The sequence below is a fragment of the Pseudomonas sp. DG56-2 genome, assembly GCF_004803755.1.
In the GTDB taxonomy this organism is placed as follows: Bacteria; Pseudomonadota; Gammaproteobacteria; order Pseudomonadales; family Pseudomonadaceae; genus Aquipseudomonas; species Aquipseudomonas auratipiscis.
This window is the reverse complement of record NZ_CP032311.1, coordinates 3475590-3489822: the sequence shown is the minus strand read 5'-3', so window position 1 is coordinate 3489822 and position 14233 is coordinate 3475590. Positions and strand designations below refer to the sequence as shown.

Below are 14233 nucleotides of genomic sequence, written 5' to 3'. Positions count from 1 at the left end.
AATGCCGCGGACCTACCGTTCTCTCCTGCCAGAAAAATAATCAAAGGAGCCTGACCCATGAAGCCTTCCGCTTCTCCCCAGCCACGCCGGGCTGCAGCTGCCGCCTTTATCGGCACCATGATCGAGTGGTACGACTTCTACATCTACGCCACTGCCGCGGCATTGGTGTTCGGCGCTTTGTTCTTTCCCTCCGACGACAAGCTGTTCAGCACCATGGCCGCCTTCGGCACCTTCGCCGTGGGCTTTTTCGCACGGCCTTTGGGCGGCATTGTCTTCGGTCATATCGGCGACCGGATCGGGCGCAAGAAATCACTGGTTATTACCCTGGTAATGATGGGGGTGGTCACGGTGTGCATTGGCCTGTTACCGACATACGCCCAGATCGGAGCCACGGCACCGGTTCTGCTGATTCTGCTGCGCATTGTCCAGGGCATTGCCGTGGGTGGGGAGTGGGGTGGGGCGGTGCTGATGGCCGGGGAGCATGCGCCCAAGGGGCGACGCAATTTCTTTGCCTCATTCGCACAGCTGGGCAGCCCGGCAGGCTTGATTCTGTCGTTGCTGGCCTTTAGCGCGGTGACGCGTTTGCCTGAAGAACAGCTGATGACCTGGGGCTGGCGCTTGCCGTTCTTGGCCAGTGCCTTGTTGCTGCTGGTTGGCCTGGCCATTCGCCTGGGCGTTAACGAATCGCCGGAGTTTCTCGCCAGCCGCGAGCAGGCCAGCAAGGCCAAGCGCAAAGAGCAGGCACCGGTAATGGAAGTGCTGCGCACGGCCTGGCGCCCCCTGTTGTTGTGCATTGGCGCCAACACCCTTGGCATTGCCGGGGTGTATTTCACCAATACGTTCATGATCGCCTATAGCACCCAGCAGCTGGAACTGCCGCGTTCGTTGATTCTGGAGTGCCTGTTTGTGGTGGCGATCATCCAGTTTTGCATTCAGCCCCTGGCCGCCTGGGTGGCAGAGAAAATCGGGGCTACGCGCTTCCTGTGCCTGGTGTCTTTGCTGGCCATTGCCTCGCCTTATCCAATGTTCGTGCTGGTCAGCTCCGGCCAGGCCCCACTGATCATTGTGGGTATTGCCTTGGCGGTAGTGTGCATGGCGTCCTTTTACGCAGTGATTGCAGGGTACGTCAGTGGCATGTTCGATACCCGCGTGCGCTATACCGCCATTTCCATGGCCTATCAGGTCTGCGGGGCTATCGCCGGTGGCCTGACCCCGCTGGTAGGCACTTGGCTGGCGCATAAATTTGTAGGTCAGTGGTGGCCGATGGCGGTGTTCTACAGCTTGATCGCGACGATTTCGCTGCTCTGCGTGCTGGCCCTGGCGCGTCGCCATGCCTCGGCGCATCGCCTGGAAATGGCCTGATTTATCAATGAATACTGGAGTAGTCGCGATGTTGAAAAGTAACGGCCAACGCCTGTGGGCGAGCCTGATGGCCATGGCCGAAATCGGTGCAACGGCCCGTGGTGGCAGTTGCCGGCTGGCCCTGAGCGGCGAGGACAAAGCGGGCCGCGAACTGTTCGCCCACTGGTGTCGTGAGGCGGGAATGACCCTTAGCGTCGACCCTATCGGCAATCTTTTTGCCCGTCGCCCCGGAACCGAGGCCGAGGCCGCTGCAGTGATGATGGGCAGTCACCTCGACACCCAGCCTGAAGGGGGACGCTTTGACGGTGTCTACGGTGTATTGGCCGGGCTTGAAGTGGTGCGCCGCCTTAATGAGCTGCAGATCCACACCCGCAAACCGCTGGAAATAGCGGTGTGGACCAACGAAGAGGGCGCCCGTTTCACACCGGCAATGTTTGGTTCTGCCGTGTTTACCGGCACGATGAAACTAGAAGATGCATTGGCGGTGCGCGACGCCGAGGGCGTCAGTGTTGCCGAGGCATTGCAGCGTACAGGCTTCGCCGGACAGCGAGCGCTGGGTGGCGCCGTGGATGCCTACTTCGAGGCACATATCGAGCAAGGCCCGATTCTTGAAGACAACGCCAAGAGCATTGGCGTGGTCAGCGGCGGGCAGGCCATTCGCTGGCTCGATGTTCAAGTTCAAGGCATGGCTGCTCACGCAGGCACCACCCCCATGCCGCTGCGCAAGGATGCACTTTACGGCGCCGCACCGATGATCCAGGCGATTGAACAGTTGGCCAGTGATTTCGCGCCTCAGGGGCTGACCACCGTCGGTGAATTGAGCATCAGCAAATCTTCGCGCAATACCATTCCCGGGTTGTTGCAGTTCACCGTGGACCTGCGCCACCACCTCGACAGCGCGATTGAGGAAATGGAGTGCCAGGTTACCAAGCGCTTACAGGCCATCGCCAGTCAGCGCGGCCTGAAGGTTAGCATCAGACGGCACTGGGTCAGTCCCGCCACCCCTTTTGATGCAGATTGCGTCGCGGCAGTGCAACAGGCGGTTGATGGCTTGGGTTACGCCCAGCAATCAATCGTCAGCGGTGCCGGTCATGATGCGATTCTGCTAGCTCGCTATTGCCCGACGGCGATGATTTTTATTCCTTGCGTGGGCGGCTTGAGCCATAACGAGGCCGAAGACGTATTGCCCGAGGACGTGCGCCAAGGCGCTGACGTGTTGCTCAACGCCATACTGGCCCGCGCTGGCCGAGTTGAATAAGGAGAAGCCCATGCGTTGCTACTTTCACCCGGAACAGTTGCTGCATCATCCACGCAGTTACTATTCGCGCGGCCAGATGCGCACTCCTCAGGAAGTGCCCGAACGTGCCCAGCATTTGCTGCAGGCCGCGAAAAACCTCGACTTTGAAATACTCCAGCCAGAAGATGCGGGATTGCAACCCCTGCTGGCTGTACATGGCGCGCCGTACCTGAACTTTCTTGAAGAAGCTCATCAGCGTTGGAAGGAAATTCCAGAGGACTGGGGCGACGAAGTCATGTCAAACATCTTTGTGCGCGAACCCAATGCTTTGCGCGGCATCCTTGCCCAAGCCGCCCGCTACCTGGCCGATGGCAGCTGCCCGGTGGGTGAATTGACCTGGCGCTCGGCCTACTGGTCGGCACAAAGCGCAGTAGCTGCAGCCAAGGCGCTGCTCGAGGGTGAACCTGCTGCCTATGCCTTGTGCCGGCCGCCAGGACACCACGCCCGCGCCGAAGCAGCCGGTGGCTTCTGCTATCTCAATAACGCCGCCGTTGCGGCCCAGGTGTTGCGTGAGCGCTTCAGTCGCGTCGCCGTCCTCGACACCGATATGCATCACGGTCAAGGCATTCAGGAGATCTTCTATGAGCGCGACGATGTGCTGTATGTCTCCGTTCACGGCGACCCGACCAACTTCTACCCCGGCGTAGCCGGCTTTGCCGATGAGCGTGGAAGCGGCACAGGGGAGGGTTACAACCTCAATTTGCCAATGGCTCATGGCGCCAGCGAAGCGGACTTTCTCGCTCAGTTGGACGTTGCCCTAGCGGCAGTGAAGAATTTTGGTGCGCAAGTGCTGGTGCTGTCACTGGGCTTCGATATCTTCGAGCTGGATCCCCAGAGCAAGGTTGCCGTCAGCCGTGAAGGTTTCGCCACCTTGGGCGAGCGTATTCGTGAGCTGGGCGTGCCCTGCCTGATCGTTCAGGAAGGTGGGTATCACCTGGACAGTCTTGAAGACAATGCACGGGCATTTTTTGCCGACAAGCGTGACTGGTGCCTGCCCGCCTAACGGTCGCCGACCAGGCGTTACTGCCCGCGTCGGGCGTGCTTGACCAGCAGTTTTTCCAGCTTCTCCCACAGCTGCGGATCGGTGCTGAAGGCGACGTTGAAACGCATCCACCCGGTGGGCTGTGAGTCCACCATAAATAGCTGCCCTGGCCCCAGCATCATGCCTTGAGCCAGGGCGTCATCGAGCAGCGCAGCGCTGTTGGCGATAGCAGGGTGACGGGCCCATAAATACATGCCCTCATCGCTTTCGATAAAACGTTCAAAGCCTAGCCGCGAGAGCTGTTCGCTGACCTCCTGCTGGGCCTCGGCCAGGCGCTGTCGCAGGCGTTTGAGATGCTTGCGCCAACGCCCATCGGTAATCGCCGCATACACCACGCGCTCCATCAGTTGCGAGGTGGTCAGGCCCGAGCGCATTTTTAGCTGCAACAATTGCTGCATTAACTGTGGGTTGGAGAGCATGAAACCGACACGTACGTTGGGCGAAATGCTTTTCGAGTAGCTACCGACATACACCACCTGTTGCAGTTGATCGAGGCTGGCCAGGCACGGCAGGGGTTCGGCAATCATGTCGGCATAAAGGTTGTTCTCCACCAAGCGGAAATCGTGCTTGGCGGCCAACTGCAACAATCGATGCAACTGTGCCAGGGGTGTGCACGAACTGGTCGGGCTGTGCAGGTGTGGTTGCGTGAAGAACACGGTCGGACGATGTTGTTCGAGCAAACGTTCCAGGTGATCGAGGTCATAGCCGTTTGGGGTGCGCGGAACACCGAGCAGCGTCGCTCCCTGAAAACGCAGAATGCTCATCAGGTTGGGGTAACCGGGGTCGTCCACCAACACCACATCGCCAGGGCAAACCAACGTGCGGACAGCCAGGTCCAGAGCCTGGCTGGCGCCGTGGGTCAGCATCAGCTGTGCAGGATTGGCGACGATGCGCAGGTCTTGCTGCAAATTCTGTGCGGTCAGTGTGCGCAATTCCAGCAACCCCATTGGATCGCCATAGCCACTGAGCTCCAGCACGCTGCCAGCGACCTGCCGCATGCCCCGACGCAAGCCGTCCTCGAACATCCAGTCGTTGGGCAGCCAGCCGCAACCAGGCTTCAGTGCCAGTCGGCGGCTTTCGAAGATCTGCTGCATGTACCACTCGGAATTGAACGCCGGCTTGCCTGTGGCAGGCCCGCTCGCGTGGCTGTCGATCAGCTCCACCACCGAGCGGTTGACGAAGAATCCTGCGTTGCCTCGGCTCACCAGCATGCCTTGGGCAACCAAGCGGTCATAGGCCTCCACCACCGTGAAGGTGCTCACCGAGTAGGTCGCGGCGAACGCCCGTATGGAAGGCACTTTGGCGCCCGGTTTGAGGGTCTGGTTTTCGATCAGCTCGCGCAGCCTGTTGATGATCTGATTGACCAGGGGAGGCGATTCGTCGGGGCGTAAATCAAACATTTGCAAGCTTTGCCTTCGGGTGTGCGTAACGCCTGGCGCGTTCAGGGCGAGGGTGTACTGCAATGGCGACCTGTACAGTGCAGTGAACTTTGCATCGTGCTGTGCATGGCTCTCTGGGACATACATTTTTACATTAGCGCCCTGCAATCGCTAGCTAAAGAAGATTCAAGCAGCTGCGGTTTCATGAGTTTCCTTGCATAAAAAGAACACGAGGTAGCTACAGATGGACGCAACATCCACATCCACTTCCTCAGGGAAGGTGGAGCACGAAAGCAAGCTCAGCGCTTCGCTGAAATCACGTCACCTGACCATGATGTCGATCGCTGGAGTTATTGGCGGCGCATTGTTCGTAGGTTCTGGCAGCGTGATCCACAGCGCAGGCCCGGCGGCTATTCTGGCCTATCTGGCCGGGGGCATCCTGGTCGTGCTGATCATGCGTATGCTGGGCGAAATGGCGACCTCGTCGCCTGATACCGGTTCGTTTTCCACCTACGCTGAACGTGCAATCGGCCGTTGGGCGGGTTTCACCATCGGTTGGCTGTACTGGTGGTTCTGGGTGATTCTCATGGCCTGGGAAGCCTATGTAGCAGGCAAGATCCTGCATGGCTGGTTTCCGTCGGTCAGCGTCAATGTCTTTGTACTGGCCACCACGCTGGTGCTGATCAGTGTCAACTTCTTCAACGTCAAGCACTACGGTGAGTTCGAATTCTGGTTCGCGCTGATAAAGGTAGTGGCGATCATATGTTTCCTTGTGGTCTGCGGTATGGCAGTGGTCAACCTCTGGCCTACCGGAGAGGTCCACGGCTTGAGCAACCTGACCGCCCAGGGCTTTATGCCCAATGGCGTGGAGTCGGTTGTGGTGGCCATGCTCGGGGTGATGTTCGCGTTCCTTGGTGCTGAAATTGTGACCATCGCTGCGGCCGAATCGAAAAATCCATCCGAGCAAATCGTCAAGGCGACCAACTCGGTGGTGTGGCGGGTCTGCCTGTTTTATGTCGGTTCGATCTTCCTGATCGTGGCCCTGGTACCCTGGAACGATCCACTGATGGGCCAGTCGGGTTACGGCTCGTACCGTCGCACCCTGGAGCTGCTGGGGATCCCTGGCGCCGAGCTGGTAATGAACTTCGTGGTCCTGACGTCGGTGAGCAGTTGCTTGATCTCGGCGCACTACACCGCTTCGCGCATGTTGTTTTCCCTGTCGACCCGTGGTGATGCGCCCTCGTTCTTCAAGATCACCCGGGCAGGTACCGGTGTGCCGGTGTTCTCGATCATCGGTTCGTGCTCTGTGGCCGTTTTCGTGGCGCTGATCAATTTCAGCGAAACCCTGCGTCCGAAAGATGTACTCGATGTGCTGATGAACACCACCGGCATGATTGCGCTGTTGGTTTATCTGGTGATCGCCTTCTCGCAGTTGAAGATGCGTCGCAAGCTGGAGGCCGAAGGCAAGCAGATCCGCCTGAAGATGTGGCTGTTCCCGTGGCTGACCTATCTGGTGATTGTGTTCATCATCGGCTGTCTGGTGACCATGGCATTTGTGCCGGACTATCAGGTACTGGTGTTCTCGACCGCAGCAGCCGCTATTGTCGTGGCCTTGATGGGCGCAGTGCTGCACATACGCGCCGCGAAAGAAGCCGCTGCGTGAGGTAATGAACCGTCTGTTCTGAAAGCTTACGCTTGCTGCAAGGGCAAGCGTATGAGCAGGCTCAACCACTTCCTGCGCCAAGTAAGCTCGGCGCAGGAAGTGGTCGTAGATACTTAGCACATTGCCGCCTTATGCAGACCTAACCTGTGCATTTTCTACAGGAGGTTGAGCATATGTCGGCGAGCAATGACGACACCCCGATTAAAGGATCTTTGGAAAGCAGCCTGGAGGACTATCAGGACGGCTTTATCAGCGGCGCTTTTCCTGCATGGCTTCGTAGCGCCAGTGTTGCGCAACTGACGGCGCTTAAAGAGGCAATGGTCTTGAGCCTGTACTTCAACCAGCGCATGCGCAGTGCGCTGGCCGGGTTGCAGGATATTGAAGGTTTTACCCTTCCACTGTTGCAACAGGCTATGAGTACCCGCTTCGGACCAGGGTATGACGCCAAACGCCTGCAATTTAGAGTGGGGCGCAAGGAGCCGGTGGTCACCTCCCAGCCCATCGGTTATCCGGTAACGGCTGCGGTGTATACCAATGTCCCAGTGTTGGAAGCGGCGCTGCGCAACTTCACCGAGGCAGAAACCCAGCCCGGTGGCTACCTGGCTGGTAACCGCTTGCTCGATAAGCAAGACCCCAAGGCGGTACTGCCCACAGCCGATAAATTCGCTCAGTTGTGCCGAAATCTGGACTTGGGCAAGCGCTATCAAAGCCACCTGGGCTCGGTGCTCGAACCTGCCGATGCCGCCGACGAACAGCCAGGTGAGGGGCGCCGCCGAGTAGCCTCGCTGATTTCCCGCGCGCAGCGCTACACAATGTTGGTTGATGCCCACATCGCGTGGATCAAGGGGCAGTTGAGGGACGATGAACACCAATTGCTTGTTGAACTGTGTGCCCTGCGAAGTCCGATCAGCCTCAACGACGATCACGTCATACCCAAGCAGTTGAGCCTGCTGGAATGCCGATTGGAGGAGATAGTCGTCCTCGATGTGCGCGATGACAGCCTCAGTCCGTGGTACAGCTCCAGCAATCGGGTACTGGTGTACATACCTGGCGATCCTCAATCACCTTGGCTTGCCTACCGTTCGTTGCGGTATTTCGCCAACGATTTGGGCAAGCGACTGCGCACGCACACCTATCAACACTTTTTCAGTCGTTTCGTGCGGCGCCGAGACAGCCAACGCTTCTTCAACAGCGTGATCAGCGGCTACTCGCAGGTGTCCGACCTGGCCAACATCGATCTGCAAGAACGCATGCACGCCTTTGACGGCTATGTGTTCGAAAGCCTGGCCCAGGCCTGGATCAAGCGAATCAAGGACGACGCGGCAATGATCGCAATGCCGACAGCAGCGGTTGATCGCGAAGTCCAGCGTGCGCACGACGAGCGCCTGGCAGCCGAAGGCTGGACCCTGCTCAACCTGGCAGGGTTGTTCGTGCCGGTGCTCGGTGCGATGTTACTTGCCGTGGCGGTCTGGGATTTGTTGCGAGGATGCTTCTATGGGATTCAGGCCTGGCGAGAGGGCGATACTCACGAAGCCCTGGATCACTTGCTCAATGTCGGCATCGATCTGGCGACGTTGGCGGCAACAGCTGCAGGCGTGCATGCTGCGCGCGGTGCCTGGCAGCGCTCGGTGGTGGTCGATAGTCTGGTCCCTGCACACTTGGAAAACGGCAGCCAGCGCCTATGGAACCAAGACATCACCCCCTACCGTAGTGAGGCACCGCCCGTTGCGCTGGTCCAGCGCCAGGACGGGCTGTTTCGTGTGAACAGTCGGAACTGGGTCGAGATGGAGGGTAGCTACTACGCAGTCAGTCAACGTCAGCGCGCAAGGACCTGGCGTTTGAATTCACGCCAGGGGCATGCGCCAGTACTGGTAAGCAACGGTGCCGGCGCATGGCGCTTGGGGAGCGAACAACCTACCCAGTGGGAGGCTCGTTATCATATGTTTCGTCGGCTTGGCAGTTTCTACCGGAACTTCGCCGATCAACAGATCGAAGAAATCCTCACTACTACCGCTATGACGGACGAGCAACTACGCGCCCTGCATGTATATGCCCACGTCCCTGATGCCTGTTTCGTCGATACCTGCGAACGCTTTGCCATCGATCAGCGCATCCGCAGCGCACTTACTCAGGTGAACCAAGGGCAAACGGTCGATGATCCAACGGTGCGCGCCGCGATCAGCGTACTGCCCGAGGCCGCGCAATTGTCAGGGCCGGCGCTGGGCCGGGTGGTCGTGGCGCAGCGGCGATTGTTGTTTCAGCAACTCTACGACGCCAGCCTGAGTCGTGAGCCGCAGGGGGCTATGCTGTTGCGCCGGGCTTTCCCCAGTTTGCACTCCCCGGCGGCAGTCGCTGTACTCGAAGCTGCAAGCGTCAGCCAAAGGGCTCGTTTGCTTGAGAGCGGGCGTGTGCCGCTGGCGATGGCCGAAGCCGCACGCACTGCAGTGCGGCAAATCCGCGTAACACGCGTGTATGAATCGCTGTATCTGTACACACCGCAATCGCTGGATCTTGCTCGGGTGTGCCTGACATTGTGCGGCAGGTTGCCGGGTGCGCCCGCAACGATGGGGTGGCGCTTGTTCGACGGTCAATTGCAAAGGCCTGCATTGTTGATGACGGGTGCTGTGGACACAGGCCGGTGCCTCGACCTGTTGCACGATGCCGGGGACTTTCAACTATTCGATGCACAAGGCCAGCTACTGGCCGGACCGGGTGATTTCTTCAGTGTAATGGCTGCAGGCTTTGAGGATGCCCACCGCGACGGCATGCGTTTAAGTGAACCCTTCGATCACAACCTGCGCGTACTCCTGGCAGCGCAGGCCAAAATGCAGCGCCAGGAAGTCGAGCAACTGATTGGGCAGCCAGCGCGTATCGGCTGGTTTCGTCCACCCCAGCGATTGGCCGGCGGTCGCCTGGGGTATCCTTTGTCCGGTCGCCGCCTTGGCCAGCCACGTCGGCCTGCTGCTTTGTATAACCAGCTACGTTTGCTATATCCGGCGTTTCATGACGCGCAAATCGAAAGTTGGCTTGAGGCAGTTAGGCGGTCGGGACAAGATCCACAGCGTGAAGTGCTGCGTTTGCAGCGAGAGTTTTCAAGGCTGCAGGATGAGCTGCATCGCTGGAGTGAAAGCCTTCCCATGCAGTCGTCGCAGCGGGTGCCGCGGGGTAGCTTGAGCCGCGCTTTAATCAGTTGCTGGCAGCACACGCTGGGCACTGAAATCCACTCGGCGACCGGTGAGCTGGAAGGCTACCGCCTGCTGATCTGGGGATTGAACGTGGATACCCTGCCGACGCTACCTGAGTCGGTCAGCTTCGAGCATGTCCGCCAGCTTGCCTTTCGGGACATGGGTCTAGAGGAAATTCCTCAAGGTTTTCTTCGGGCATTTCCCAGGTTGACTCATCTTGAGGTACCCAACAATCGTTTAACCCGGTTGCCGCAAGACTTGGCGCAACTTCGCTTGCTGCGCGAACTGGACTGCGCCAATAACAATATCGCGCTCGATCAAGCGCAGGCACAGATGCTTGAAACCTGTGAAAGCCTGGAAGTCATAAACCTGTCCTCCAACCCGTTGGGCCGTGTGTTTTCACTCGCCAGGATGCTGCGACTGCAACGCGTACACCTGCAGCGCACCCACATCACCGAGTTCCCGCCAGATCTGCTCACTCGTCAGGAATTGAGCATCGTGGACCTGCGCAACAATCAAATTACCCAGGTGCCTGAGCAGTATTACCGCCTGCCTCAGTGGCTCAGTAGCACTATTTTGCTGGAGTGGAATCCATTGCAGGACGATGCCGCACACCGATTGCGCGCGTTCATGCAATCCAACGGCTGGCATGTGGCGGCGGGCTGGTTGGAGGGTACCCGGTCCAATCTGGCTACTGTCCGTGAGCGCTGGCTGCAGGTGATCGGTATTGACGAGCGCACGGCGCGCGCCGACACATGGGACCAGATGCATGCTTGCAGCGGTTCCACAGCGCTTTTCGAATTACTCGAACGCTTGCTTGAAACCGCCGATTTTGTGCATCACCGAGTGAGCCTGGCCGAGCGTGTCTTTACCCTCCTTGAGGCCATGCGTCAGTACAGTGGGTTACGTGAAGCACTGTTCGAGTTGATGGCAAACCTGGAATTGACCTGTCAGGACAGTGCAGCGCTGCACCTGAGCGCGCTGGAACTGCGCATGCTGGTATGGCGCGCGTGCAGCGAGGTCGGGCCAGGTCAAGAGCAGGCTGCCCTGATTGGTCTGGGACGGCAACTGTGGCGTCTGGAACAGGTGGATCAACTCGCTTTGCAGGATATCCAGGCACGGCAGGCGGCAGGTCATAATCCCGATGAAATCGAGGTAGGGCTTGCCTACCGTCTGGAACTGCGCAACTTGCTAGATTTGCCAGCACAGCCAGGCGACATGAACTTTCGTGTGGTCGCGGGGCTGGATATCAAGCGGGTGCGATTGGGCGGGGAGCAAATACTTGCGCGAGAAAGTGCAGAGCAACTGGCGGGGTCCCTGGTAACGCGGGACTTCTGGGTAGAACACCTGAGGCGGGCGTATGCCTCGCGCTTCGAAACGGTCAATACACCTGCCCAGGTGCGGTCGACCGAACTGATGGACGCTGCGGCGAGCGGCGGCATGCCTGATGGGCAGTACAAGGCGGCGCAGGACAAGCTCAAGGCCGAGTGGGATCTGGCTGTAGCTGCGCTTATCAAGACCTTGACCCGGGACGCCTTGGGATTGCCGGGCGAGCCCCCAGAAACGGTCACTCAAGCACCGACCCCCGGCCCCTCAAGTCGTACATGATCGGGGCTATGTAGCCTATGGGGAAACCCCGCCAGGCACTTCTGGCGGGGCAGGACTCAAAATGGGTTGTTCAAGTCGATTCCCGATTTGCCGGGTGCCAGGATGTTGTTCGGATCAAGCGCACGCTTGATCGCATGTTCGACCTTGCGCTTGACCGGGCCATAGCTTTGCGCAACGCGTTCCTGGAACGCGGTATTGACCCTGTACACGGCGTAACCCTGTTGCTCGAACACATCCAGAAGCTCGGCAAAGCACGCGTTGGCGCGCTGGGTTTCCTCGGTATTGGTGCGGTCGTACAACACGTCGATGACGTGGTGCATGTCACGCCAACCAACGATGAATTCGCCGACATAATCCAGGCCATATTTGTTGAGGATCTTCTTCGCCAGCGCCTGCTGTTTGTCACACTCGCTGCCCCGTGCCTGACTGACTGGCGCGAACCACATCGAACCACCACCACCACGCCAGTTGTACAGGCCGAACTCCTGAAGATTAGGTACTCCGGACATCAACTGTGCACGGTATTTGAACGGCTGGGTTTCACCTGCCTGCTCTTCAGTGACAATACGCCCCTTGCCCAATTGCTTAAGCGCGCCATTGACAATTTTCCAGTTCACATCGACCTGTTCCTGGGTGCCATAGAGCGCGGCATAGACGTTCCAGGCACCGAGGTTCTTGTCCTTCTGGATCTGCTTGAGGATGGCATCGGAGGTCGCACCGGGCTCGCTGGTGTAGTCACTGCGGCGAGTGTTGCAGGTGGATGCTTCCCACAGCACACCGGCGATCACCACCGAGTTCGGGATGATCTGGGCTATGCGCAGCGGGCGGATGAATTCAACGATTTCGGCAATGTCCGACTCATTCTCGAACTTGATTTCAAACGGTTTGAACACTGGTGGCTTGGGCATCAGCCAGAAGCCCATCTTGGTGCAGATACCATAGTTGGCCTGGGTAAACATTCCGTCGAGGGTAGGGCCGTAGCCCCACTTGAAGACTTGCCAGGCATTGTCACCTTTTACGCCCCCCATGCCGGTGCGATAGACATCGCCACTGGCCAGAACCACTTCCATCCCGCATTGCATCAGAAAGTGTTCGCCGTAAGGCGTGTAGCCCACACCACGGTCCATGGTATTGCCCAATGGTCCGGCAATCGCCGAAGGCGCGGAAAACGACAGCATCAGCGGCAGCTTGTGTTCCTGGATGTAGTCGTAGAGTTGTTGGTAGGTTACCCCGGGCTCGACCAGTGCCGTGCACAGGTCGGGATCGACGTGGAGGATTTTGTTCATCTTCTTCAGGTCCAGGATCACCTGCCCGCGCTGGCCGGGTGCGGCGGAGCCATAACCGAAGTTGCGACCGGTGGAAATGGTCCAGATCGGGATCTTGAACTGGTTGCAAATCTTCACCACCCCCTGCACCTGTTCCACTGTCGTGGCGGTGAGCGCCGCTGTAGGCGCGTGCTCGGCGTTGTCCACGGCCATCATGATCTTGTTATAGGGGATCAGTTGCTCGTCCTTGAGCAACACGTTTTCATCACCCAGCAGGGCGCGGAACTGGGTGACGGCTTGCTGGAAATGGTCGCTATCGACGCCACGAGGCAGCAGGGATTTGGCAGTTGCTTGAGTCATGTTGGAATCCTTCAGACGTGGATCGAGAACGACACGTAAGTGCCGGTCAGTGCACCGGGATGCTTGGCGCTCAACGGTGCCTGGCCGGTGTCGGTGCTGCCCAGGGTTGCCAGGGCGTAACCGAGCGTGGCCGCCCATTGATCATTGCCGCTGCCTTGGCCGGCGCAAGTCGCCAGTTGCAGGGTGGGAGCAGGGCTGTGCAGGCGCTGTTCATGCAGGTCGAAGCCGAGGCCGCAACGATGGAGTTGTTGCCCCAGTTGCAAGGCGCAGCCGTGTGCAGCCTCGGTGCTGAGCAGGCGGTGGCGCGAGTGGCTGGCATTGGCGCTGTGCTGGCCAAGCCACTGCACACGTGCCCCGGCACTGCGTGCCAGGTCGATGATCAGCGTGGCGCTGGCATCATCGAGCAGCCCAATCAGCCGTTGGGGCTGGGCACTGGAGAGGCGCTGTTGCACATCCAGCAGTGCTTTCAGATCTGCGCTCAGGATTTGAATGTGCGGCGTGGAGGGGCTGGCTTGCAGGCCCTGGACGAAAGCTGAGCCTGCCACTGCAGGGCAGACAAGTGCCAGGCTGGCGGCCTGTGCAGGGCCGGCGCGACCCAGCAGATTGTTGGCCAGGCTCAGGCTTGAGCTACCCATGGCCACGCCGGCCAGGCCTCCTAGCGCCATGCCCTTGAGTAGTGAGCGACGTTCGACGTTCATCATCACAGTGTCCTCAGGGTTTGGCCGGCGTGACTGGCGCCTGGGAAATGTAGTCCGCCACCTGTTGCAGGGCATGGTCGTCAATGAACGAGGCGGGGAAGGCGGGCATGGCGCGAAAGCCGTTGCGCACCACAGCCGTGATATAGGCTGCTGGTAATTGGCGACCCTTGATCTGCGGGCCGACCTGACCTTCATGGCAATGGCCACAGGTTTTGGCGTAGACATTTTCGCCGCCTTTCCATACGCCGTCGCCATCGGCGACGGCCGCAGTGGCCAGGAGGATCACAGGCAAGGCAAGGCAGGTGGTGACGCTTCGTCGCACAGCCTGACGGTTGGGCAAGAGTGACATGGCAGACTCCTTATTTTTATGGGGC

Annotated in this window: 9 protein-coding genes; 5 read left to right on the top strand and 4 right to left on the bottom strand. The window is 59.2% G+C overall.

Annotation, left to right across the window (positions count from 1 at the left end; genetic code table 11):
- Window positions 1-57: 57 nt before the first annotated feature.
- From D3Z90_RS15595 to D3Z90_RS15585, 3 genes are read left to right on the top strand one after another with little or no spacing between them, the layout of a single operon-like run.
- Window positions 58-1362 carry an MFS transporter gene (locus D3Z90_RS15595; protein ID WP_136476923.1) on the top strand — a complete coding sequence of 435 codons (1305 nt, stop codon included), beginning with the start codon at window positions 58-60 and terminating at the stop codon, window positions 1360-1362.
- Window positions 1363-1390: 28 nt separating this feature from the next.
- Window positions 1391-2620 carry a Zn-dependent hydrolase gene (locus D3Z90_RS15590; RefSeq protein ID WP_136476922.1) on the top strand — a complete coding sequence of 410 codons (1230 nt, stop codon included), beginning with the start codon at window positions 1391-1393 and terminating at the stop codon, window positions 2618-2620.
- A 10-nt stretch (window positions 2621-2630) separates the two neighbouring features.
- Entirely contained in the window at window positions 2631-3662 is a 1032-nt protein-coding gene (locus D3Z90_RS15585) for a histone deacetylase family protein (protein ID WP_136476921.1), read from the top strand.
- Between the two features lie 17 nt (window positions 3663-3679).
- Here the strand turns inward: D3Z90_RS15585 and D3Z90_RS15580 are convergent, their stop codons facing one another.
- Window positions 3680-5101 (bottom strand): PLP-dependent aminotransferase family protein, encoded by a 1422-nt coding sequence (locus D3Z90_RS15580; protein ID WP_136476920.1) that lies wholly within the window; start codon window positions 5099-5101, stop codon window positions 3680-3682.
- A gap of 223 nt (window positions 5102-5324) precedes the next feature.
- Between D3Z90_RS15580 and D3Z90_RS15575 the strand changes: the two genes are divergently transcribed.
- Both D3Z90_RS15575 and D3Z90_RS15570 read left to right on the top strand, forming a co-directional pair.
- Window positions 5325-6743, top strand: a complete 1419-nt coding sequence (locus D3Z90_RS15575; RefSeq protein ID WP_136476919.1) for an amino acid permease — start codon at window positions 5325-5327, stop codon at window positions 6741-6743.
- A gap of 173 nt (window positions 6744-6916) precedes the next feature.
- Entirely contained in the window at window positions 6917-11536 is a 4620-nt protein-coding gene (locus tag D3Z90_RS15570; protein WP_136476918.1) for an NEL-type E3 ubiquitin ligase domain-containing protein, read from the top strand.
- A 56-nt stretch (window positions 11537-11592) separates the two neighbouring features.
- Here the strand turns inward: D3Z90_RS15570 and D3Z90_RS15565 are convergent, their stop codons facing one another.
- From D3Z90_RS15565 to D3Z90_RS15555, 3 genes are read right to left on the bottom strand one after another with little or no spacing between them, the layout of a single operon-like run.
- Complete coding sequence (locus D3Z90_RS15565; RefSeq protein WP_136476917.1) at window positions 11593-13161, bottom strand: FAD-binding oxidoreductase; 1569 nt, start codon at window positions 13159-13161, stop codon at window positions 11593-11595.
- A gap of 11 nt (window positions 13162-13172) precedes the next feature.
- Window positions 13173-13862 carry a hypothetical protein gene (locus D3Z90_RS15560; RefSeq protein WP_305956096.1) on the bottom strand — a complete coding sequence of 230 codons (690 nt, stop codon included), beginning with the start codon at window positions 13860-13862 and terminating at the stop codon, window positions 13173-13175.
- A gap of 10 nt (window positions 13863-13872) precedes the next feature.
- Window positions 13873-14208, bottom strand: a complete 336-nt coding sequence (locus D3Z90_RS15555; protein WP_136476916.1) for a cytochrome c — start codon at window positions 14206-14208, stop codon at window positions 13873-13875.
- Window positions 14209-14233 lie beyond the last annotated feature (25 nt).